This is a genomic window from Vibrio lamellibrachiae, assembly GCF_050337265.1.
Classification (GTDB): domain Bacteria; phylum Pseudomonadota; class Gammaproteobacteria; order Enterobacterales; family Vibrionaceae; genus Vibrio; species Vibrio kyushuensis.
Window position 1 is genome coordinate 419,338 of the sequence record NZ_JAKJSU010000005.1, and the last position, 24,519, is coordinate 443,856.

General features: G+C 41.8%; 19 protein-coding genes. 7 read left to right on the top strand and 12 right to left on the bottom strand.

The features are described 5' to 3' along the window. Nucleotides 1–11 precede the first annotated feature (11 nt). The 3 genes from L4C54_RS07460 to L4C54_RS07470 all read right to left on the bottom strand — a co-directional run bounded on the left by L4C54_RS07460 (nt 12) and on the right by L4C54_RS07470 (nt 3,278). Nucleotides 12–1,664, bottom strand: coding sequence for a methyl-accepting chemotaxis protein (locus L4C54_RS07460; protein WP_428807674.1), 1,653 nt, complete (start codon nt 1,662–1,664; stop codon nt 12–14). A 160-nt stretch (nt 1,665–1,824) separates the two neighbouring features. Beyond that, nucleotides 1,825–2,259 carry a hypothetical protein gene (locus tag L4C54_RS07465; RefSeq protein ID WP_428807675.1) on the bottom strand — a complete coding sequence of 145 codons (435 nt, stop codon included), beginning with the start codon at nt 2,257–2,259 and terminating at the stop codon, nt 1,825–1,827. A gap of 95 nt (nt 2,260–2,354) precedes the next feature. Further along, complete coding sequence (locus L4C54_RS07470) at nt 2,355–3,278, bottom strand: arginase family protein (protein ID WP_428807676.1); 924 nt, start codon at nt 3,276–3,278, stop codon at nt 2,355–2,357. A 143-nt stretch (nt 3,279–3,421) separates the two neighbouring features. Here L4C54_RS07470 and L4C54_RS07475 point away from each other — a divergent pair, with 143 nt between their 5' ends. Both L4C54_RS07475 and L4C54_RS07480 read left to right on the top strand, forming a co-directional pair. Next, entirely contained in the window at nt 3,422–4,042 is a 621-nt protein-coding gene (locus tag L4C54_RS07475; protein WP_428807677.1) for a 3'-5' exonuclease, read from the top strand. A gap of 147 nt (nt 4,043–4,189) precedes the next feature. After that, nucleotides 4,190–5,383: a DEAD/DEAH box helicase gene (locus L4C54_RS07480; RefSeq protein WP_428807678.1), complete on the top strand. Its 1,194-nt coding sequence runs from the start codon at nt 4,190–4,192 to the stop codon at nt 5,381–5,383. 107 nt (nt 5,384–5,490) lie between these two features. Here the strand turns inward: L4C54_RS07480 and L4C54_RS07485 are convergent, their stop codons facing one another. After that, nucleotides 5,491–6,510 (bottom strand): lactonase family protein, encoded by a 1,020-nt coding sequence (locus tag L4C54_RS07485; protein ID WP_428807679.1) that lies wholly within the window; start codon nt 6,508–6,510, stop codon nt 5,491–5,493. Nucleotides 6,511–7,447: 937 nt separating this feature from the next. Between L4C54_RS07485 and L4C54_RS07490 the strand changes: the two genes are divergently transcribed. Next, nucleotides 7,448–7,891 carry a dCMP deaminase family protein gene (locus L4C54_RS07490; protein ID WP_428807680.1) on the top strand — a complete coding sequence of 148 codons (444 nt, stop codon included), beginning with the start codon at nt 7,448–7,450 and terminating at the stop codon, nt 7,889–7,891. A gap of 125 nt (nt 7,892–8,016) precedes the next feature. Here L4C54_RS07490 and L4C54_RS07495 read toward each other — a convergent pair whose 3' ends face one another. Then, a complete protein-coding gene (locus tag L4C54_RS07495; protein ID WP_428807681.1) occupies nt 8,017–10,665 on the bottom strand; it encodes a hybrid sensor histidine kinase/response regulator in 2,649 nt (882 codons plus the stop codon). Nucleotides 10,666–10,781: 116 nt separating this feature from the next. Between L4C54_RS07495 and L4C54_RS07500 the strand changes: the two genes are divergently transcribed. The 3 genes from L4C54_RS07500 (at nt 10,782) to L4C54_RS07510 (ending at nt 14,078) form a co-directional block, all read left to right on the top strand. Further along, the gene (locus L4C54_RS07500) at nt 10,782–11,204 is read left to right on the top strand and encodes a hypothetical protein (protein WP_428807682.1); all 423 of its coding nucleotides are present in this window, start codon (nt 10,782–10,784) and stop codon (nt 11,202–11,204) included. Nucleotides 11,205–11,213: 9 nt separating this feature from the next. After that, nucleotides 11,214–12,257 carry a porin gene (locus L4C54_RS07505; RefSeq protein ID WP_428799824.1) on the top strand — a complete coding sequence of 348 codons (1,044 nt, stop codon included), beginning with the start codon at nt 11,214–11,216 and terminating at the stop codon, nt 12,255–12,257. A 366-nt stretch (nt 12,258–12,623) separates the two neighbouring features. Then, complete coding sequence (locus L4C54_RS07510; RefSeq protein WP_428807683.1) at nt 12,624–14,078, top strand: glyceraldehyde-3-phosphate dehydrogenase; 1,455 nt, start codon at nt 12,624–12,626, stop codon at nt 14,076–14,078. A 196-nt stretch (nt 14,079–14,274) separates the two neighbouring features. Here L4C54_RS07510 and L4C54_RS07515 read toward each other — a convergent pair whose 3' ends face one another. The 7 genes from L4C54_RS07515 to L4C54_RS07545 all read right to left on the bottom strand — a co-directional run bounded on the left by L4C54_RS07515 (nt 14,275) and on the right by L4C54_RS07545 (nt 23,038). Continuing rightward, entirely contained in the window at nt 14,275–16,725 is a 2,451-nt protein-coding gene (locus L4C54_RS07515; RefSeq protein ID WP_428807684.1) for a family 20 glycosylhydrolase, read from the bottom strand. Between the two features lie 92 nt (nt 16,726–16,817). Next, nucleotides 16,818–17,513 (bottom strand): oligogalacturonate-specific porin KdgM family protein, encoded by a 696-nt coding sequence (locus L4C54_RS07520; protein WP_428807685.1) that lies wholly within the window; start codon nt 17,511–17,513, stop codon nt 16,818–16,820. A 174-nt stretch (nt 17,514–17,687) separates the two neighbouring features. Next, entirely contained in the window at nt 17,688–18,317 is a 630-nt protein-coding gene (locus tag L4C54_RS07525) for a bifunctional 4-hydroxy-2-oxoglutarate aldolase/2-dehydro-3-deoxy-phosphogluconate aldolase (protein WP_428799820.1), read from the bottom strand. Nucleotides 18,318–18,407: 90 nt separating this feature from the next. Then, complete coding sequence (locus L4C54_RS07530; protein ID WP_428807686.1) at nt 18,408–19,361, bottom strand: sugar kinase; 954 nt, start codon at nt 19,359–19,361, stop codon at nt 18,408–18,410. 73 nt (nt 19,362–19,434) lie between these two features. Further along, nucleotides 19,435–20,952: a sodium:solute symporter family protein gene (locus tag L4C54_RS07535; protein ID WP_428799818.1), complete on the bottom strand. Its 1,518-nt coding sequence runs from the start codon at nt 20,950–20,952 to the stop codon at nt 19,435–19,437. Between the two features lie 190 nt (nt 20,953–21,142). Next, nucleotides 21,143–21,535 (bottom strand): RidA family protein, encoded by a 393-nt coding sequence (locus L4C54_RS07540; protein WP_428799817.1) that lies wholly within the window; start codon nt 21,533–21,535, stop codon nt 21,143–21,145. Nucleotides 21,536–21,601: 66 nt separating this feature from the next. Further along, complete coding sequence (locus tag L4C54_RS07545) at nt 21,602–23,038, bottom strand: N-acyl-D-amino-acid deacylase family protein (protein WP_428807687.1); 1,437 nt, start codon at nt 23,036–23,038, stop codon at nt 21,602–21,604. Between the two features lie 196 nt (nt 23,039–23,234). Between L4C54_RS07545 and L4C54_RS07550 the strand changes: the two genes are divergently transcribed. Next, nucleotides 23,235–24,488: an amino acid deaminase gene (locus L4C54_RS07550; RefSeq protein ID WP_428807688.1), complete on the top strand. Its 1,254-nt coding sequence runs from the start codon at nt 23,235–23,237 to the stop codon at nt 24,486–24,488. Nucleotides 24,489–24,519 lie beyond the last annotated feature (31 nt).

Sequence of the window (24,519 nt, forward strand, 5' to 3'; positions counted from 1 at the left end):
GGTCAAAAGTGTCACAATCTAAATTGACTTACCAATGTGTCTAGCTGAGTTGATAATTGTTTTAAATGAACACTACTCGTTGTCAGATATTCTGCCACTTCCGCCGTTTCAACCGTCGATTGATTTATTCCTTCAATATTGCGGTTAATTTCATGCACCGCACTTGATTGCTCTTCTGTGGCCGTCGCTACCTGAATGTTTTGATCGCTTATGTGATCAATATGAGTACTGATCTGATGAAGTGAACGATTAGCGTTATCTGCGTGCTCAACCACTAATAAGCTCTGCTCTTTACCTTGAGACATCGCACTAACTGCTCGATTAGATTCACTTTGTAGCCGATTAATAACACCTTGAATCTCTTCAGTAGAGCTTGCAGAGCGACTCGCTAGGTTTCGGACTTCATCTGCCACAACTGCAAAGCCTCTGCCCTGTTGACCTGCACGGGCTGCTTCTATTGCAGCATTAAGTGCAAGCAGATTGGTTTGCTCTGAAATACTTCGAATAGTGTCTAGTATCGAACTGATGTCTTCTACTTGGCCCGCCAGTGATACAACGACTTGCGTCGCTTGATCAAGATCATCGGTTAATTCGGTAATTTGCTCACGCGCTTCGTTAACCACTCCTCGCCCACTCTCAGCTTGATTGGTTGCCTGCTTTGCAACACCCGCAGCTTGAGCGGCGTTATTGGCGATTTCACTCACCGTTGCACCAAGCTCATGTATTGCAGTGGCAACCTGTACCGTACTATCTCGCTGGGAGGCGCAGTTATTTTGCGTCAGCTGAGCGCGTTCAGATACTTCATTTGCCGTGGTCGCTAATTCATTCGAGCTTTTAGCGACCTCTTTAATTGACTGATGAATCTTTTCAATAAAAGCATTAAAGCTATTACTGATTGCCGTTAACTCGTCTTTTCCTTTCAAATCGATACGAGTATCCAATGCCATTTTCTCTGCGGCAGTCGCAATCGCCTGCTGCAGAAAGGCGACACGCTTTTTAAGACTGATAACCATAGAGGCTGACGTGAAGAAAGAGAGAAGCATCGCGATAGCAATAATGGCAATCATGGCATCTCTACCCGATTGGTATTGCTGTTGGCTAATTTGATTCTGCTGCTCAGCCTGCAAAAGAAGCGAGTCTAAAATTGCATTCGCGTGTTTACGTAAAACGCCATAGGTCTTTGCGTATTTATATCGATAAACCTGACGAGCCGCATCCATATCCCCCGCTTCAAATGCTACTAACATAGGGTTAAGCTCAGTTTGAACCATCAACTCAAAGCTACTTAATAATCGCTCTACTTCTTTCTTGTTTTGTGGATCAACTTGAGCATTCACCGCGTGTTCAATGGCTTGACGCATCTCTGGAATATCTTCTACACGCGTCTCTTTAACTCTCGTTAGCACCCCCTTTTCATCACGTAATAAGGTGTCTTGATCTTGCAGTAACATCATATCAATGCCCACTCTCATACGAGGGATCCGAGACGCCACCTCCGCCATTGAACGCATTGGCGCTGAGGTATTTAAGTAGAGTTGTTCGGACTGATTATGGATTTTCGACATGCTGTTGAAACTGGCTAAGCCGACGATGATTAATGCTAAGCAGGGTAATAAAATCACAAATATCAATCGTGACTGTAGGGTAAATCGATTGGCTAACATTGACTCTTTTCCTTAAGACTTCCATAACTTAATTTAGAGGCGAAGATAGCATGAATATTATTCTGATTTTTCTAACCAGCATCGATTTACCAATGAATTTAACACTTTCAATAAGCTCAATGAATTTAATAAATTTAATGAATAAAACTTACACCCAATATCATCTAACCCTTGTTGGCATAACCTTAAGGTATGAGTGTAGCTCGCCGTTTTTATACTCAATAGCGGAGTAAATGCTGTTTTCGCTCGACCCAATCACATTGAATTGATAACGGTTATCGCCTTTTACAATCGAAATTGTGAGCATTCCATCCACCAGCACCCATTCCCCTGTGGTATGTAAACGATCGAACAGTTTGAACTCATCTAACGTTCCATCAGATTTAAGATTCAGCTCTGTAATATAGCCACCTGTACAGGATTTAATCCAAAGAGATTCGAGCACTTCATTTTTCTGAATATCGCTTTTAGTCCCTAGCCATTGCTCATACTCTTCTCTCTCTAACCATTGGCGATCGACAGCATCAACGTCTATTGCTGGAGAACTAATTGATTCACGGTGAAACAGCTGTAAATAGATTTGTTCTTTAGTCATATTTCTCATCACTCTGTTTGCTCATCAATATACTGGTTTTCAGCGCATTTATTTCTCAATACTAGCTGGCATTATCTTACTCCCTGATACACCAACTAAGTTCTATAGCCCCACACAGCATCAATTAACTTAACCATCAACTCTTTGGATACGCCATCTTTGTCTAAGCTAGGTAGGTATTCGACAAAATCCGCACCAACAAATTTTGGACTCTGTGCCAGCGTATGTACCAAAGTTAAAGCTTCTCTTGCCGTTAAACCACCAACATTAGGCGAACCAACTGCACGAAAGATTGAGCCGTCCAAAGCATCATAATCAAACGATAAATAGATTCGGTCATACTCTCGTTCTAATTTAATCATTAGCTCACGGAGCACCACAGAGAATCCTCGTTCGTCTATCTGCTGCATATTGTAGTTAGTGATGCCCAATGACTCTATCAGTTGATGCTCATTGGGCATTAAATCACGGACAGCGACATAATAAACATCACTTGAAGATAAGGTGATGTCTGGGGCCACATGCCAATTGTGGTGTGGATAGCGATCCATTAGCAACGCAAGCGGCTTACCGTGTAAATGACTCGCCAAGCTATCATTGCAGTCAGCATGAGCATCGACCCAAACAACGGCGACCTTTTCTCCCTGCTTTTGTTGGTAGTGAGTTAGCATGGCTTGCACCGTTCCTAAAGCAATAGAATGATCACCACCAACGGTGATAGGAACACGCCCATCATTTAAACTACGTTCGATACGCTGTTGGAGTTGACGACAATAAGTGGCTAGTGCTTGCTCTTTACTATCTTGGTCAATGAGCTCTATGACTTCCGAAGACGCAATGATATCTCCTACATCCTTAATATCTGCCCCCCAACGCGTGTTACGAACATGGATCCAGTCAGTTAGTCCAATCCAACTCTGTTCATTAAGTTCTCTGAGTCCATCTACCGTGTTTTCTGTTGTAGGGTGGCAGCCCAGAAGATTAAACGGCGCACCAATAATATCAAATTTCCTTTTCATTCCATTGCCTTACCTAAGGGTATCTACCTTCAATCTATTCAGAAATGCTAAGTAAGTAAAACGCTAGTTTAAGCGATGCGATCCTTGCTATAATTCGCACCGAATTCATGAAATTTCATTTTCTAAATAACGACAGGCGTCTAATGATCCCCACCTCCGCTAAATCCATTATTATTCTCGATTTCGAAACCACAGGCTTATCACCAAACATGGGAGATAGAGCCATTGAAATTGGTGCGGTGAAGCTTGAAAACGGTCAGGTTGTCGATAGCTTCCAGCAACTGATGAACCCAGGATTTCGCGTAAGCAGTTTTATTGAAAACTATACTGGCATTACCAATAACATGTTGACGCAAGCGCCTAGTAACGCTCAAGTCATGAATGAGTTTTGCGATTTTATTCAAGACAGCCATTTGGTCGCGCACAACGCTTCGTTCGATAAACGATTTCTTGATGCCGAGCTAGAGTTAATCAATCGAGATTACAACGGTGAGTTTGTTTGCTCTTTATTAGTCGCAAGACGGTTAATTCAAGACGCTCCAAGCCATAAGCTGGGTGAGCTGGTTAAGCATCGCCAAATAGAAAATGACGGCGTTTTTCACAGAGCGTTAGCCGATTCAGAAATGACCGCCAAATTGTGGCTTTCTATGGTGAATGATGTTGAATCGGTGACTTCCGATGAAGCCAGTTTTTCGTTTATGAAAACAATCAGTAAAACCAAAAAGGCTTCCGTTGATGCGCTGCTGCATAAGGCGAAACAATAGTTCAGTTCTAGCTCCATTGGCTGAAAGCACTTGGAATGCCATACACGCGTGTTACACTGCGCGGCTTAGCTGTTTTGCCAAAAGCTAGATTGCTAAAAATCGAGTTAGCTCTTTTATCTATACCAATTACTTATACCGAGACAATCAATGCCATTTTCTAAATTAGGATTAAGCGATCCACTTCTACAAGCCATCAATGAACTGGGTTACGACAAACCAACCGAGATTCAACAAAAGGCGATCCCGCTTGTTCTATCAGGGCAAAACCTGATTGCTGCGGCTCAAACTGGTACTGGTAAAACAGCAAGTTTCGTATTACCTATTCTAGAAATGCTGAGTAAAGGTGAAACACAGCGTAAGAAACGCATCCGTGCGTTGATCCTGACACCGACTCGCGAACTGGCGATTCAGGTTAATAACAGCATTACCGAATATGGTAAGCACCTTAACCTAACCTCAACAGCAATCTACGGTGGCGTGAGCGAAAAGCCTCAGAAGCAATTACTGATTGATGGCATTGATGTTCTAGTTGCAACTCCAGGTCGTCTATTGGATCTGTACGGTCAACACGCAGTTCACTTTGAAGAAGTGGAAACATTTGTTCTTGATGAAGCAGATAGAATGCTCGACATGGGCTTTATTGAAGACATCAATAAGATCATTGCTCGCCTGCCTCAAAACATTCAAAACTTACTGTTCTCTGCGACATTGTCTAATCCTGTTCGTGAGCTTGCTAGAACAGCAATTGATAGCCCAGCTGAAATTTCTATTGCTAAGCACAGCGCATCAAAAGACAGTATTGAGCAGTGGTTGATTACCGTTGATAAAGATAAAAAATCTGCGCTACTGAGCCACCTAATCCAAGAGAACGATTGGGACCAAGCCCTAATCTTTATTGAAACGAAGAAAGGCGCAGCCAAGCTTGTATCACAACTTGAAAAGCGTGGCATTCCTGCAGAGTCGTTCCACAGTGGACGAAGCCAAGACGTTCGTTCTCAACTGCTTACTGACTTTAAAGATGGCAACATCAAGTTCTTAGTCGCTACAGGCGTTGCTGCTCGTGGTATCGATATTGAAAACCTCACTCGAGTGTTGAACTACGACATTCCATTCCCAGCAGATGAGTATGTTCACCGAATTGGTCGTACGGGCCGTGCGGGCGCTAAAGGTGAGGCGATCTCATTTGTGTCACGAGACAATTTTAAGAACTTGTGCATGATTGAAAGCCGTTTAGGCCATTTAATCGAGCGTCGTGAGATTGAAGGATTCAAACCAAGCAAAGAAGTACCGATTTCAATTTTAAACTACGTGCCTAAGCATAAGCGCGAACCTAGAGATTAAGCGTAAACAAGAACAACGCTAGTCGGGCGTACTGTAAATTAAAAAGAGAGCGAATTATCGCTCTCTTTTGCTATCTATGGACTGATTCTCTAAGTCAGCGGTCTAGTCTAGTTCGACTGACAGACACAAACTGGCATAACTGCTTCTAAAGTACTCCCGCTAAACGTTAACGATCCTGTTTCAACGTTTCGCTTGTAACTCACCAACGAGTTGGAGTTCTGATTTGCCACCACGCACCATAAGCCATCACTACTAATAGCAAAGTCTCTAGGAAACTCCCCTTCACTTGATACAGATTCTTGCCACTTAGGCAGCGACCCATCAACTGAAAATATCGAGATCTGATTCTGATGACGACACGATACGTAAAGGAACTGTTCATCAGGTGATAACTTTATCGCAGATGCCGCTTCACCTTTTTCTTGTTCAGGCAGCAAGTCGGTTTCATCAACGACTAGCCATTCATCATCAATATCTTTTAATGTAATTAGGGTCTCTGAAAGCTCACACACCACATATGCGGTTTGCTCTAAAGCATTAAACACCATATGACGAGGACCATTACCCGTAGGCATCGCTACACTTTGAACTGGCGTGGCATTAAACGTGAGGGTGGAACGGTCGTATTGATAAAAGTGAATCACGTCAGCGCCAAGATCAACAACCGCTAACTGATCACGAGTTGAAAGAAAAGTAACTTGGTGAGCATGAGGAGACGTCTGTCTATCGAGATTAACGCTGCTACCATCAACAAAAAGATCCGCAACTAACTCTTGTGGCTGTCCATTAGTATCAAGGGTACAAATATTAACGTTCCCTGAACCATAATGAGCAATCGCAATGAATTGCTGCTGCTTGTCTATCGCTAAGTGGCAAGGAGAGTCACCAATTAAGTCAATGGTATGTAGTGTAGAACCAATCAACGTATGTAATTGTGGTGGGCAGGCTTTCTCTACTTCATTGGCGGTATAAACGGCTTGTGCTGTCGCTGTAACATAAGAAGGATTTTTAGTTTGTAGCATCACATGCTTGTGTATCAATTTACCAGTGTTCTGGTTTAACTCCACACGAAGCATTCCCTCACTAGACTCAAGACCATCGCTATAGCATCCGATATTAAAATCCATTCATTCCCTTAATTTTTATTTAGTTAGAAGAGCTTATAGCTCCAGTCTACTATAAATATTCAAATTAATAGGGTGAGCTAGATTCAATATTCTGTGAAATAAAAGTGATTTGATATGAAATTTTGTCGGATTTGAACACTTTCTGATGATAGGAATTTTTCAGAATAATAAAAGAAAAAACCCACTAAGCTTTCACTTAGTGGGTTTTCTGTTCTTACTCGCAGCAATCCGGCTACAAATGATGCTCCCTGCATCGAATCCTTGATAGTAGGCTGATTCCTTCAGCGCTTTCCTTATCATCGCCATCCTAGCGGTGTCCTTGGCAATCCTGCCCGTTAGCTATCCTCGCTAACTCACATCACCCAATCCTTGAGTAGTGTCCTAACTTCATCATCCTGATAAAGATTTATCTTATTCCTTTAAGCGTCCATTAACCTATCCGGTAACCATCCAAGTTACTAGCATCCAGCTAATGTCCTTTGCAATCCTTGCTGATTACTCATCCTGAATAATCATATCTTCGTCCTGAAGATGACCAATCCTTGGGTCTTTCCTGTTCCGTGTCTGCTCCCTGCTGACAACATGGTTAGAATACGCTTATCCCTACTCTCGGGCAATTATCGTATTACACAAATCGCGCCATCCAAATAGTGCAAATAATATACATACCCAATAATAACAATAACTTAAAGTTACAGCACTGCAGTTATCTTCGTACGATGCTTCTATAATCTCACAGCATTGTAAGAGATCTCGCACAAGCCTAATCGCTAAACTAGAAAACCCTAGGTAAAGTGTTTCTTTCAATTGGTCATTTTGCATACAAGATTGTCATCGGATGATACGATATTCACTTAAATTACTAGATGAATAGCATCATTAAGACGATATACTGGTCACAGACGTCACCAATTAGATTTTCAATTAAGGAGCTTCAATGGTCTCAAAATGGTCACAACGTTTTTTTCAAATGGCTGAACTGGTCGGCTCTTGGAGTAAAGACCCATCAACTCAAGTTGGTGCCGTGATTACGAAAAACAATCGCATCGTCTCTGTTGGATTTAATGGTTACCCTCATGGTATCTCTGATAGTGCAGATACGGATGACCGTGATATGAAGTATTTGAAGACTCTGCATGCAGAAGAGAATGCCATTCTTTTCGCAAAACGAGACCTTGATGGATGTGAAGTATGGGTGACCCACTTTCCTTGCCCGAATTGTGCAGCAAAGATCATTCAAACAGGTATGTCTGCGGTTCATTGCCCGGAGCAGACAGAAGACTTTTTATCACGTTGGGGCGACAAGATTAAGATAAGCCAAGATATGTTCTTGCAAGCAGGCGTTAAGGTGAATTGGCTTCCGTTAGATTCGCTGAAGTAGCTATATTAAATACGCTATTTATCACTTCAAATAATAAAGTCTCGTTCAAGGTTAGTGCCTTAAACGAGACTTTTTCATTTTTCGCTTAGTGTTTACTGCTTAGTGCTTAGTGCTTAGTGCTAAATCTACGCAAGCTTCAACTGAGTAAAAATATCGAACAATTGCTGTGATTTATATGGTTTGGGCAAATAGGCATCCATACCAGCATCAAAGCAACTCGCAATCTCTTCATCTAATACACTCGCGGTGAGTGCAATAATTGGCATCTTAGCTTTACTATTTTTAACCTCCCACTCCCTGATTTTTTTAGTTGCGGTCAGTCCATCCATCACAGGCATCATGCAGTCCATTAAAATTGCAGTAAACGTTTCACCTCTCGTTATAGCTTCTACTGCCTCTAAACCGTTACTCGCAATACTGTATTCCATTCCTATTTTGTCTAAGAAAAAGCTCGCGATCTTCTGGTTCATTAAATTGTCTTCAACCACTAATACACGATTACCTATATACGGTGGTTGTGACATAGAAGCGGCTTCAATCAGCGTAGCAGAAGCCGACGTACGGTTACTGGCACATTTAGATAACGTATTAGCGAATCGACGCCCCAGGATGGGTAGCGTTATACTGGCCGTGACTAAAGCAGCAAGATCTGGAGAGATATGAAGGTGATGTTGGCAAGCTATTATTTCTGCCGTAGGGAATTGATCTCTTAGTTTTGTAACGTCTTGATGAGCACTTGCATCCCCCGACTTACAATAAAGGATCAACTCATAAGGTGTTATATCTGCCTTACACTTTTCAACATCGAGGTAATGAGTAACAGCGACTCCATATTGCTGACATTCTCGGCTGATCATATCAGCGTAGTTTGAGCTGTTAGATACTAATAATGCACGTAACCCAATATTTTGTGGTTCTGGCTGAGTTTCCGATACCGTAATGGGGATCTTACATTCAAAGCTACTACCAAGCCCTTTCGTTGATTCTACCGTTAATGTTCCTTTCATTAATTCGATAAGTTGACAACATATTGCTAAACCAAGCCCCGTACCACCGTACTTCCTGGTAATACTTCCATCTTCTTGAGTAAATGGATTAAAGATCGTGTTAAGTTTCGATTTATCGATGCCAACACCTGTATCAATCACTCTAATTTTTATAAATGATTGTTCGCCTTCCATAAAAATATTCAGCTTGGTGGTCACCAATCCGCGAGTTGTGAATTTTACGGCATTAGATAGTAGATTCATCAAGATCTGCTTTAATCTAAATTCATCAACTTGAACTCGAGCAGGAATGTTCTCATCGATTTCGATGGCAAGTTCGACCAATTGACTGATTGATTTTCCGGTCATCATATTAACCGATTCATACACAACTTCTTTAATATCAATGTCATTTGGTGATAACACCAAATTACCAGACTCAATTTTCGATAAATCCAAAATATCATTAAGAAGAACAAGGAGTGATTGAGATGATGTATCGATATCATCAAGGACATCTTTTTGGCTTGTATTTAGGTGGCTTTCAGACAAAATTTCCGTCATGCCTATGATGCCATTAAGAGGGGTACGAATCTCATGTGACATGTTCGCCAGAAATGCACTTTTGGCCCTATTAGCTGAAACGGCTGCTTCTTTTGCCTGAATTAGCTTTTGCTCGTGCTCTTTTTGCTCAGCAATAATTCTATTTAACCCATGAGCAAATCGGGTAAACTCATCGTTTCCATCCGTAACAATCAAATCAACTTTTGATTGACCAATTGACCCCATTGTTGTCAATATTCTCTTAAGCTTAGTGTTAATTCGGTAAAGGGTACTTGTACCCCAAAAGAACATAAACACCACAAAAACAAGCCCAGCTAATGAGATCGCCAATATCTGTCGCTTGGCCGACTTAACACTGATTTCTAAATTAGAAGACAATAAATCAGTAAACATGGAAATTTGCTGTTTAACCAAACTATGTCGTTGTTCAATATTACTGATATATCCTTTTAGCCCACTGGCAGTTATTTGATCGTTTAGTGCTTTCTCCTTAACCATACTGCCTTGAGTAAACTCTTTTCGAGCAAAAAGAGAAACCAATGATTTTAATTGTCCACTATCGGCACCAGTTATGAATTTATCTAAATAGAATTGCTGACGCTCAAACACTTGGAAATAATCATGACGATAATCTGCGTATGACAAATTTTGATAAGCGATTGCCTGTACAAGCCAAGCTTCTCGTTGCATCCAAAATAAAAACCAGTTTAAGTCACTAAACACTAACTCTAGTTCATGAATACTTAATGAGGATGCATGGCTATTGGCTTTGTGTAGTTCACTATTAAGCTCGTAAACCACTTCAAATATCAGATTGCCCAAATCAATCATTTCATCATTAGCCGATTGTTCAAGATCCTGAACTAGGTACTTTAAATCTTCGATCTGAAGAATAACTAAGTTACTGCTTTGCATGCCGTGGTGACTATGTTCACCGGTATGAGCAATAGAAGCGAGTGTGTCTAGCTCTGAATCAATCTCTTTAAGTTTCATCGCAGATGTAGCTGTATCTTGCTGTAACTTTGAGGTAAGTAATTGGTAAATTTTATTGCTAATACCGGACAGTAGTTCGAGGGATTCGACTTTCTCTGTCGTTATTGTATAGCTGTGTAGCCGCCCCTGAATCATACCAATTGACGAGTATGAGAAGCCTATAATAATCACCAACGGGACTAAACATAAAACGATAAGCCTAAGTTTTATCGACAATTTTGTTAAAAGCATGTAGTTATTTTCCTTGAAACTATCAGTTCCTAGCCTATGTTTAATAGTAGTCAATATTGCGTTGCATATAAGACTTTTAACATATTTTCATCAGATTCAGTTTCAAAGGAGTGTTCTTGAGTCGATTTGTCTGCCTATTTGTTCTCTATTTGATTTCCTTTCATTCAATAGCCAATGAATATGCCGTTGTCTCGCTTAATCACGACTTCCCTTCACTAAGAACTAGCCAAGTTAAGATGCTTTATCGGGGACGGCTTACCTCAATAAATGGCACACGCATGCGGTTAGTAGACTTACCCTCTGTTTCAGAACAACGCGAAGAGTTCTACAAAAAGGTTTTAGGAAAAAACCCTTCTCAAATGAATGCCATCTGGGCTAGGCAAATTTTCTCAGGAAAGGCCAAAGCGCCTTTTGAACTCGCGTCAGAGAGCCCGTTAGATATTATTCAATGGCTCAAAAAACACAAAAACGGCATCGCCTACTTACCGATTGGCAACGTTACGATTGATATGAATATTCTCTATAAAACAGATAATTAAGGCTAGAATATGAAGGCTTGGTATACATTATTATTGTTATTATATGCGCCTTTTTCCGCTGCGCAGCTTAACCTAACAGACTCTATTCGATTGAGTGGTTTTGGTACTGTGTCCGCCGCCAAAGTTGATACACAAACCCCAGTCATTGGTAACCGAGAGATCACCGAGGATTGGTGTTTTGATTGTGATACTACACTCGGCTTGCAGCTTGATGTTGATTTCACTGACCTTTGGCGAGCTTCGGCGCAAGTAGTAAAACGCCCACAGGATGAATTCTCTAGCCCTGAGCTTGAACAAGCCTTTGTTGAGTATGCGAATAACAATTATCAAATCAAAGTCGGCAGATTAAGACTGCCACTTTATATGTATTCTGAGGTCTATTACGTATCCTCAGCCTATCCTTGGCTTCGCCTACCTATTGATGTCTATTCTTTTGACTTAGGCATTACACATTTTGATGGTGCAAGGCTAGATTGGAATGTCGATCTCTCAGATGAAGTGCAACTGATTATAACTCCGTTTTATACATCATCTTCAAACAGCACACAGGTGCTTTATGGGTTAGAAAGTCACATAGAGACAGGACATAGTGGCGGAATTAGCTCTCAAATTTACTACAACGAGAATGAATTCAAACTTACCTATATACGTACCGATCTTACTTTAACTGCCCCTCAGCCTATTGGCACGAGCCAATATAATATCGACTTATTAACGCTAGGAATGAGTTACTACTTAGACTTACTTCACTTCCAAACTGAAATCTTATTTGCCGATGATTTTGATGCAAACTGGTATGCAGGGTTAGATTATCCATTAGGTGACTGGCAGCCATATATTCAGTATGGGCAGCAACGTAGTAATTTAAAAAGTGAGTCATACCTGATTGGAACTAAATACAACATCACACGTCAACTCAACCTGAACGTCGAATGGCAATACATTGTAGGCCGAAAAGAAATGATCAATAGTCATTTCACCGAGCTGCAAATGACATCTTCTTACGAACACTCAGCAAATATCGTTTCTATTGGCATGTCGTTTACTTTTTAAGTTGTTTAAACGATCTAGATCGCAAAAATATTTAATTGAATGAAATAGATTCATTAAAACCGTGCTACAGAGCGATATCATCTAAAATTAAGTCGCGCTATTTTAAAAAGTCAATTAGCTATTAGACCGCTAATGTTGGCACTAAACTCCTGAAATCAACCCAATACCAGTCGAATATCTCGCGGTTATTTTTCCTAGCAGAATAACGCATTGGCATTTACAATCCTGCCCCATAATAATTACAACAATAATACTAGCTGTTCATCTTCCCCCAAAGAGAGCCGTTAGTTATGTACTCAAGGTTTAAAAATCTATGCGTACATTCCAATAACATAAGCTCAAATAACGAAAAGGTCCCCCACTACCATGCCTTTAGCAAAACAGAACGCTGAGAAGCACCTTCTTGATTGGCAGACTAGCCAAACGATTGCAGAATCTACTTCCCCTTTGTTAGGTCAGTTATATCGAGAGAAAGGGGTCGAAGTTATCCTCTTTGGCAAAACCCTCGTCAACGCAGACACTATCGATATCATCAAGGCTCATAGACTTTCTCGCCACTTTACTAACCAACAACTGACTCCTCAACAAACCTTCCCTATTATTCAATGCCTCGTCGCCATGGAGCTATCTCCTAGCCGAATCGATGTTGGTCAGCTTGCTCAGCAATACTGGAAAGATCACGACGACACACACGCATTGAACGATTTTCTTCATACTGCGTTATTAAAAGCGATGGATGGCAAGACAATCTCAGAGCCTCGTGATGTGGTTCTATATGGGTTTGGTCGAATCGGTCGCCTACTGACTCGCCTATTGGTAGAAAAGAGCGGACCGGGTTACCCACTTCGCCTGAGCGCCGTTGTTGTTCGTGGTGGTAAGAAAGGTGATTTAGAAAAACGTGCGAGCTTATTGCGTCGCGACTCTGTTCACGGGCAATTTAACGGCAGCATCATTGTTGACGAAGAACGTAAAGCCATCATTGCCAACGGTAACTACATTCAGTTTATCTACGCCAATAAGCCTGAAGAGATCAATTACAACGATTACGGCATTAGTAATGCGTTAGTGGTTGATAATACGGGTGCATGGAGAGACACCGAAGGCCTCAGCCAACACTTAGCTTGTGAAGGTGCAGAGAAGGTCCTACTTACCGCTCCAGGTAAAGATACGATTAAAAACGTTGTTTTTGGCGTGAATGAGAACGATATTCTTCCTGAAGATAAAATTATCTCTGCGGCTAGCTGCACGACGAATGCAATCACTCCTACGTTAAAGGCAATTAACGATAAATATGGCATTATCTCTGGTCATATCGAAACTGTTCACTCATTTACCAATGATCAGAATCTAATTGATAACTTCCACTCAGGCGATCGCCGTGGACGTAGTGCTTCATTGAACATGGTGCTTACTTCGACTGGTGCTGCTAAAGCGGTCTCTAAAGCACTACCAGAGCTTGAAGGTAAGCTAACCGGTAATGCGATTCGAGTGCCTACACCAAACGTGTCCATGGCAATTGCAAACCTAAACCTTGAGTCAAATACAGAGAAAGAGGAGCTGAACACTTACTTACGTGAAATGGCCCTTACATCACCGCTTTCAGCACAAATTGATTACACAGACTCAACGGAAGTGGTATCTAGCGACATCGTAGGATCGCGTCATGCAGGTATTGTTGATGGCGTTGCCACCATTGCACAAGATAACCGCTGTGTTGTTTACATTTGGTATGACAACGAATTTGGCTACAGCTGCCAAGTTGTTCACTGTATGGAACAGATGATGGGTGTTCGCTACAAGACGTATCCTGCTTCATTATAATAAGTTGAGTACGAACAATAGTAAGTTGAGCACGCAAATAAATTAAGCCTCCACAACTACAATAATAAAAAAGCTCACCCTGTAATTGATAGTCTTTAACCACTAACAATTCATGGATGAGTTAGTACTTCTCGTTGATTTGCCGCTAGTACCCGTTTCCGAGTTCTAGCGGCCTTTTTGTTACTTTGAATTGTGACTATTTAGTCAAATGACGCACTAACGCTTCCGTTGGGCGAACAATCGCTACAATCGCTTCGTCGTAGATTTTTGCAGACTCACTGATCACAGCTAAGTAAGCCTGTGCATCTTCAGATCGAATTGTCTCACCTTGTTTTGCTTTCTCAATCAGCGTTAAGCCTAAATCAGCAATCAGCTCCGCTTTCTCTGCAATCACAACGCTGTCAACCGACGCGATGTGGTCAGCAAAAATTGGTTTCGATGCAACAGCAGCTTGACGAACATTTTGGTAGTGAGTTTCTAATTCAACCAATGAAGCACTGTTTCCTGCAGCAAAATCGCTGACCAATTTGTCCATGTCATACACCGCGTAGCTTTCTACCACTAGCGCATCGACAAAACGGTTTAGACGTTCATGCTGATTGTAAAGATCGCCATGATTCTCCGTAGAAATCCACTTCTCCCAGTTACGAGCATAGTACTGAGCTGGCTCAATGTATTTTGCTAACGCTTGAAGTGATTGAATGTTCTGTCCTTTAGCAAGGCGCTTCAATAGCATATCAGCGTCAGCATGATGACGAAGACCTACTGAAACCTCAGACCAAGTATCCATTACGCTCATACGTTGGTACATGCTCTCTTCATCAGTCAATGAAGCATCTGACCATAAACGCTCAGCAATCGCGTAGCTACGTGGCCATAGGTACTGCTCTACTGTGTGCGTGTCTTTATTTTCTAGCCACATAGTGATTTCACCACCAAGAATAAGCTCTTTCTCTTTCTCAGTAAGCTCTGCTGGGTAACCGCCATTTGGCTCAGGGATAACACTGCCTTCCATTGAGCTGCTTGCAACGATTTCCGCTGTCGTTGGCCAACGAACATTACCAATAAGCTGGTAACTACCTTCGCTAAATCCATTTTGATCTAAGTTTAAATTAAACTCTGTATATGACATGAAGTTATCAAAGTAAGCGACTAGAGACTTGCCAGCCTGATACTCTTTAATGAACACTTCTTCACGAGATTTGCCGTTGTAGTCTACAAACGCACGTGGCGTACCATCTTTCGCTTCAATGATAGTAAGTAGTCCCTTACGTGGGCCACCCTTAGTGCGCGGCTTTTCCCACTGGTAGCTAACAAAGCTCTCACCAGCATGAAGGGAATCATCTACCGTGATCCCTTTTGGAATCGGATCATTACGGTAGTGGTAGCTGGTTGGTTGAGGCTGATCTAGGTAGTAACCTGTCGATAGAATACCTTGGTAACCTTCTTTCGCTGCACGGCCAATACTGTCGTGACCTTGCCAGCTTTGGATTACAATTGAAGTTGGCAGATCTTTGTGCCAAATTTCATCCCAACCAGTCATCTTCTTACCGCGCTCTTCAAGCATCTTTTCAACTTTAACGTTTAGGTAAGACTGTAAGCCACGCTCTCCATCGATATTATTCTCTTCAATGAAAGCTTGGTGCTTTTCACTGTTGATCCATTGTGAGTAATTTGGCTCATCACCGCCAATGTGGAAATACTCATCAGGGAAAAGAGCGACAACTTCGTCAAACACATCACCCAGCATGTCATACAGTTCAGGGTTTAGCGGGTCCATTAATGGCTCAAATACACCCCATTCACGCTCTTGCTCGTAAGATTGACCTTCGCCACCCGACATAAGATGAGGGTAAGCAACAGCAACCGCAGAAGAGTGACCAGGTAACGAGACTTCAGGAATCACACGAATACCGAGGTTACGTGCGTACTCAACAAGGTAACGAACCTGATCTTTGGTGTAATAGTTGCCATCAGAGCTTTCAGACCATAAGCGTGTCCACGAATCAGTCTTAATGCGGATACCTTGGTCATCCCAGAAATGCCAGTGGAAGACGTTCATTTTCGCCGAGGCCATTGCATCTAGCTGACGAATCAAAACGTCAAATTCGATGAAGTGACGAGAAGTATCGTAAGACACACCACGCCATTGGAAACGAGGCTCATCAACGATGCTTACCGCAGGAATGTGGTAACCCGTCGACGTTGACTGGACAAGCTGGAGAATGGTTTCAATACCGCGAATCGCTCCGTATGGGCTTTCAGAAGTGAGTACAATGCGGTCTCCGCGAGTAGTGATGCGGTAAGACTCGTCTGATTCGATATTTTGAACTTCTGTCTTAGGAGCACGGTTAATGTCGATAACTAAATTGGCTTCTTTTTCATTCTCAGCCTGCCAATTCAGTGTAGGGACACCTGTTTGTCTTTCAAGACGGTCAATAAAACGTTTTGCCGTATATTCAACACGGTCTGAATTAAAGCCTTTAATAAAGACTTTAAATTCACTATCAACTGTTACCTGACCTTTTTTTAATTCCACAGTTTGTGGATAAGGCATAAGGTTTAAATCTGTATTTGGTGCCATTGCTAATGCCATAGGAGAAACCATTGAGCTTGATATTAATAAAGACAATATCGTTTTTTTCATTTTATTTATTCCTATAATATATAATTTTTACATATTTAATTTAGATACATTGCATTTATAGACTTAAATCACAATTTAAATATTTCATTAATTTAGAAAGAGAAATTCACACCTAAACGGAAACGCCAATCGGTTTTATCATTTTCTGAGGCTATGGTATCGGCATCGACAACTTCAGCATACGGACGGATGTTTGATTTCCATTTATAGACCGCTTTTACTGTGTGCTCGCGTGCATGAAGATCACCAGTCGCCAGCTCATTGGTGTGGTGAGTAATCTGATCAAAGTAAGTAAATGCGTAAGAGATTTGGTAGCTGTCTGTGTTGTATCCTGTCCAGATATCATAACGGTGACGCTTAGCTGTCTCTTCATTACCGTAATCATTCTCTAACGCTTCCGTCGAGAAATCGTAACGGTAGCGACCGTGTACAAACAAACCGTTATCAAAGTTATAATTCAGCTTTAGGTAAGGCATTAAAAAAGTGTTGGAGCCTTGAAAGTTCATCACCAAACCTGGATTCAGCATAAAATTATCGTTGATTGCATGAGTGTAATAGTGAGTAAACTCAGTATTGATTACTCGGGTCTCATCGTATGCACCCGCTGCGTGACGAATATTGGTTAACGTTTCCAATCCGTAACCATTGTCAAAGTGATTTCCGATGATAAAACGGCTGTTATATTGATCTGTTGTAGTACGGTGCTCGGTACGAAGATCGACATAACCACCAGCAGTTGCTGTAATTGGAAGAAGTACTAATAAAGAAACAGGTAATATTTTTTTCATGATTCACTACTTATATAATCATTATTATTAATTGGGGGTAATTATTTAAATATCGTAGAATCCATTCTTTATGGTGTGAGTATCCCTACTCTTCAAAGCACATTTTTAGTATTTATATTTAATGCCGTATTAATATGAATAATAAACTAATACGGCAGATAGGGTTTTGGAGTGTTATTTTACGAGTTCAACCGCTTCACGGACCAAACGACCGATCTCATCCCACTGTTCACTTTCAATCAACGCAGGGGAAACCATCCACGTACCTCCACAACAAACAATGCGGTCAATACCAAGATAATCATTGACGTTGTTCTTACCAATACCACCCGTTGGCATAAAGCTAACGTCAACATAAGGTGCAAGCAAAGACTTCACCATACTGATGCCGCCAGAAGCTTCTGCTGGGAAGAACTTCAAAAAGTTAAGACCTAGCTCTAGCGCTTGTTCCACTTGGCTTGGGTTATTTACACCTGGTACGATAGGCATGTTTACTTCTTGGCAGTAACGAACAGTATTCGGGTTTAGACCAGGAGAAACCACAAACTCTGATCCCGCCTCTTTTGCTTGATCAACTTGTTGAGCATTTAATACAGTACCCGCTCCGATACACATTTCAGGATACGCTTCACGCATTTGACGAATAGCTTCTGCCGCTGCATCGGTTCTGAATGTGACTTCAGCTACGGGTAAACCATTTTCTACTAGCACTTTCGCTAGCGGAACAGCGTGTTCAACCTTGTTGATTTGAATAACAGGGATCACTTTGTATTGCTTAAGTTGATTGATCATTTCTTGAGACATAAATTTACCACTTATTTTTCATTATCTTGCTTAACATTGAAACGGATGAGCTAGCGCTTACTTAATCAGCCTTTTTATTTAACCCGTCTTTTATCTTACTAAAGCATCCATGGCAGAGCGCGGAATAATAGCTCCGGGATGTTGAATCACAATCGACGCCATTTTATGACCTAGCTCTGCTGATTCAATGGCACTGCTACCCGTCAGTCTTGCTGCTAGATAGCCAGCTGCAAAAGAGTCACCGGCAGCGCAGGTATCCACGACGTTTGTTACTTTCTCAGCAGATACATAATGCTCAGCAAGGCCATCAGCGTTATTAAGTACAAGCTTACAAGGTTCACATCCACGCTTAATAACAATCTCTTTACAGCCAAGACGCAAGCATCGATGTTCTACACTCTCTTCTTCACCCCAAACCAACACGTCGTCATCTTCAGTGATTAGTGCAATATCAACAAATGGAAGTAACTTACCGTACCAATACTTTGCATCAGTAACCGACCAAAGTTGAGGTCTGTAATTATTGTCAAAAACCACCTTGCCACCACGTTGAGCAAACTGTTCAATAAGAGTCAGAAGGTGCTGACGAGATACGATATCCAAAATAGCAAAGCTAATGCCACTCAGGTAAATCACATCGATGCTCTTAGTCTGCATTTCTGTTTCTAGAGCGCTAACTTGCTGACCGCTAAAGTATGATTTCACCGCAGCATTATCGCGCCAGTAAAGAAATTGACGCTCGCCAGTATCGTCAACCTCTACCATATATAAGCCTGGTAGTTTGTCTTCAAACTGAGTCACAAGGTTGGTATCAATGCCTTCTTGTTGCCATTGTTGAATCATCTCTTTTGATAACTCATCAACCCCTAACCCTGTTGCGTACGATACTGATACCGCTTGATTAGCCGTAAGGCGAGAAAGATAAAGTGCAGTGTTTAACGTATCGCCACCAAAAGCTTTGCGAATCGGTGAACCACTTAGTTCGACCATACACTCACCAAAAAAGGCGATTTTAAGTTGATTTGATGTCGTCTGATTAACCATTTTGAACCTTATTCTTATTCGCTTTATTGAAGGGAGTATGAGGCTCTGAATCGAGCCTCAATATTAATAGTTATTAGCTATTTTGAACGGCTGGGCGGTTTGATGATGCGTCATCTTTATCAAGTTGCCCTTTATCAGATGTGCTCATCTCCATTAGTGCACGTTCATCATCTAGAATAGCTTTTGCCATTTCAGGTGTTACTTCGTTCGCAGGCGTTAGCAAACTAACAATCACACCAGCAGTTAGAGCCGTTAAGCAAGACGGGATTACAGGGTTACCCCAGAAAGCCGTGAAGTCAGAGCTTAGCATTACTGTGAATGAAGCGATTGAAGCACCCGCTAATGTTGCAATAGCACCTTGCCAGTTATAACGGCTCCAGAATTTACCCAACATTCCACAAACAAACATGCCAGACATAACTGTTGAAATCATCTTAGTGATGTAGCCAATGATATCGTTAGATGTTAGAGCGAATATTAGTGCGAAGCCGATAACAACAACCAACGCTAAGCGAGAGTAGTTCAACATTGACTCTTTGTTCGGCACTCGACCAGTAAACATCACGTAGACATCACGAAGTAAGATTGAAACACCAGCAATTGCGTCTGAACTTGCACTAGACATTGTTGCAGATAGACCGGCAATTAGAACAATCATGCCAACACCGACAGGTAAAATAGTGGCTGCGATGTAAGGGAATGAGAAGTTCGGGTTATCAAGCGTAGGGTCAATCGCATGCGCAGCCATACCGATGATTGCAGGAATGATTGAGAAGAATAGGTAAAGAATACCTGAAGCAACAAACGAGCGACGAATAGTTGATACGTCTTTACCCGAGTAAATACGCTGACGGAATGAAGGCGTTGCTAGTACACCGACACCGATAACCACAGCCAGTGATACTGCTGGGATGATGCCTAGTTTTTCAATCGCTAAGAAACTTGTTGCCGCTGGGTCCATCGCTGCGTAAAGATTGTCTAAACCACCGATGTAATCCACCGACATAACAGCCATTAAAATGAAACCTGCAAAAAGGATGACTGCTTGAATCGTATCTGTCCATACTACGGCTGTGTAACCACCAATCACTACATAAATCGTAAATGCTGCTGCGATAATGATTTTTGCTAGATTAAGGTCAATATCAGCAATCCACGCTAGGTACATACCACCACCTAGAATGTGAGCACCTAACCAACCGATAGAAGCGATGAAGATAAGTAGGCCAACAACGTTTTTAACGATCTTGTTCGCGCCAACATAATACGCAAGCTCTTCACTCATGGTCATGAAGTTGAGCTTACGAACTGGAGCAAACCAAAGCGCGAGTAATAAAATACCGATTGCACCACCGATGCCGTATAAAGCACCCGCCCAACCGTTTGCGTAACCAAAACCAACCGCGCCCATACTTGAGCCAGTACCGACCATGGTTGCAACAGTAGTACCTAGTACTAAGAACATAGGTAGGCCACGCCCACCAAGTAAAAAGTCTTCACCTGATTTTTGGTTTCGAGACACGAACCAACCTAACCAAATAAGAAAACAGACATACAGGCCAAAACATGTAAGAAATAACGAACTATCCATTGTGCAGATCTCCAATATACGAATTTATCATTCGTTTATTTATTGAGTAATATAATCAACAATAACTTTATATTTAATATTTCTTTTCGATTATATTTGTAGGGAATTAGATATTAGGCGCAACATTTACAATTTCTTATATTATTGCATTGACACCTAATATCTATATTGGATCTTTATCTATTACTTATTATGCACGGTCTTTGCGGTAACAAGTAACATCAACTTCAACTTTCACATCAACAACTAAATCACAAACCATACAGATACGAGCAGGAGGGTTTGCTCCAAAAAACTCTTTAAATACTTTGTTGAAAGATTGGAAGTAACGAGAATCCGTTAGCACTACTTTAACGTGCATTACATCTTCAAGTTCATAGCCACACTCAGTCATAATATCTACGCAGTTTTGAATCGCTAGGCGAGATTGGTCAACAATGCCGCCCTCAACTACTTCGCCATCTGTCATTGGTGTTTGACCTGATACATACAAGAAACCAGCAGCTTCAGTTGCTCTTGCAAATGGTAGATGTTGACCACCTGTACCAGTACCGCCTTCTACACCATAACGTTTAATTGACATTTTTCTACTCCAGTTAAAATAATCAAAGATTATTCATTGTTAAATTAATATTGGATATGTATTTGTTTAATTGTTATTAAATATAAATACACCAGACCGTTTGCTCTGCACTGCCCCTTTATAATATGACAGCTCACCATTTACAAAAACATATTCTATACCCTGTGAAGCTGATATAGGATTTTCAAAAGTTGCGGTATCTTTAACCGTATTTGGATTAAATATAACCAAATCAGCATAAGCTCCCTCTTTAATAGTTCCACGTTGCGCTAAGTTGTAACGTTTCGCCGATAGCCCTGTCATTTTGTGAATGGCCTCCGACATGGAAAATAGTTTTTCATCTCGACTGTAGTGCCCTAGTACTTTAGGGAAAGTTCCCCACAAACGAGGGTGCGGATGAGGATCATTAGGAAGACCATCAGAGCCAACCATTGTGAGTTTGTATTTCAACACACGCTTCACATCATTTTCATCCATGCAGTGATAAACAGCACCTGCAGGTTGCAACGCTTTCGCTGCATCGATTAATGGCAACTCCATATCAGCAGCAATATCTTTAAGCATCTTGCCCGCATATTGTGGCAAGGTTTCAGACCATGTAATGAAAATATCAATTTCATCAGTAACCTGCTTCAAATCTAATGTTGATGAGCTCGCTGAATACGGGTAACAATCACACGAAACATCTTGATGCTTTGACGCGGTTTCTAAGTGATCAATCACCTCTACCGTTCTACCCCAGTTACCTGCGCCCGCACATTTTAGGTGTGAGATAACAACAGGAACGCGAGCGTGTTTTCCGGTTTCGAACGCTTCGTCCATCGCACTGATGATTTCTTCAAATTCAGTACGCATGTGAGTCGTGTAGATACCACCATGTTCAGCTAAAACCTCAGACAACTGCATAACTTCATTTGCCGTGGCTTGTTTAGCACTCGCATAAGCAAGACCAGAACTTAAACCTAATGCACCTTGCTCCATCGCTTTGGTTAGCGACGATTGCATCTGCGCAATTTCACCGTCAGTAGCGGTTCTGTCTAAGCGATCCATTACTTGGTTTCGTAAGGTAGTGTGGCCAACTAACGCTGCAACATTGACTGCGGGTTTTGCTTTCTCCACCGCTTCCGCATACGCGATAAACGAGGGGTATTTAAAATCTTTTTGCTCACCAAGCAGGTTCATTGGATCTGGTGGCGCGGTTTCCAATACCGCAGGTGAAGCACTAATGCCACAATTCCCCACGATAACGGTCGTTACACCTTGGCTAATCTTTGGTAAGCACTCTGGGTAACGAATAACGTTAGTATCATCATGAGTATGAACATCAATAAAACCCGGTGCTAATGCAAGGCCATGACCTTCAATGACATGACTGCACTCTTCCAGATCGAGTTTACCTATCTTTTCGATACGGTTATCGCGGATTGCAACATCGGCGAAAAATGCCTCTTCACCAGAGCCATCGAACACCTCTATATTTTTTATGATGGTATCGAATAACATGTCTACTCTCTTAAGCCTCATTTCTACTGTAGCTATCTTAATAATTCCCCCGAATTAATTCAGTGATAACACACACAAAAACAAAGGCAATGTTTGATACTTTCTAACATAAATGGCAATATAAAAGCCAATAAATACAAAAAAACAACAACTTAACGTATGTTAGTTTGCTTTAAACGCCGGAGAAACAACAATAATGAATGATAGAAACTATCAAAAAGACCTACTTGGACTGAACGCGCTAGGAGAAAAGGGCCGTGCAGCAACGCTAGAAGAGCAAGTCCAATACAGCCTTATTAACGAAGATATTTCGCTACCTGCTGCCGTGGTAAAGCAGTCGTCACTGCAGAATAATCTACAATGGATGCAACGCTTTGCTAATCACCATCATGTTCAGCTTGCGCCACACAGTAAAACCTCAATGACGCCAGATTTTATTCAGCAGCAATTAGAAAATGGCGCTTGGGGGGTCACAGTTGCTACCCCTATTCAAGCAGAGGTAGCCGCACTAGCGGGTGCAAAGAACATCATCATGGCCAACCAGCTTGTTGGTAAAGCAAACATGGCGCTCGTTGCGAATTTGATTGAACAGTTTGATGTCGAATTCTATTGCTGCGCCGATTCGATGATAAACCTCGATCAACTGGATAGCTTCTTTGCTCAAACTAACCATACGCTTAATGTTCTATTAGAACGTGGCGTACAAGGTGGGCGCTGTGGCTGCCGTAGCGGAGAAGAGTTACTCGAACTCGCTGACGCTATGCAAGGAATGTCATCACTCAAATTAGCCGGTATTGAAGTTTATGAGGGCGTCATTCAAGGCCCAAACCAAGAGCAGCTGATTCGTGATTTTTTAAACGACACACTCGCGTTGGTTCAAACACTGTCAAATGACAACTTAATCAGTGAGAAGCCAATTATCACGGGGGCAGGTTCCGCATGGTATGACGTCGTTGCTGAGTGTTTTTCAAACCTAACCCACGCGACCGCGATCATTCGCCCGGGCTGCTACGCCATTCATGACACAGGGATCTATCTCGATGCGCAAAGCAAAGTGATGAACCGCGCTCAAGCGAACAATGGTTACGCTTGCGAACTCGGTGGCGATCTTGAATCTTCATTAGAGATTTGGGCGTATGTCATTTCAAGACCAGAGCCAACGAAAGCGATCGTCGGCATGGGAAAACGCGATGTGGCTTTTGATGCGGGTTTACCTATCGCAGAGCGTGGCTACAGTAACGGAAAACCAATTTCAGTGGCCGGTATCACTTCAACTGACGTGATGGACCAGCACACCTTCATTGAAGTTGACGCTGAGAACGATATTCAAGTGGGTGACATGATTGCCTTCTCGACTTCCCACCCTTGCTTAACCTTTGATAAATGGCGTCATATTGCAGTTTGTGATGATGAATTTATGGTCACTCACTGGGTTGAAACTTGCTTTTAATTGGCATGTTTTACCAATACTGATATAAAAA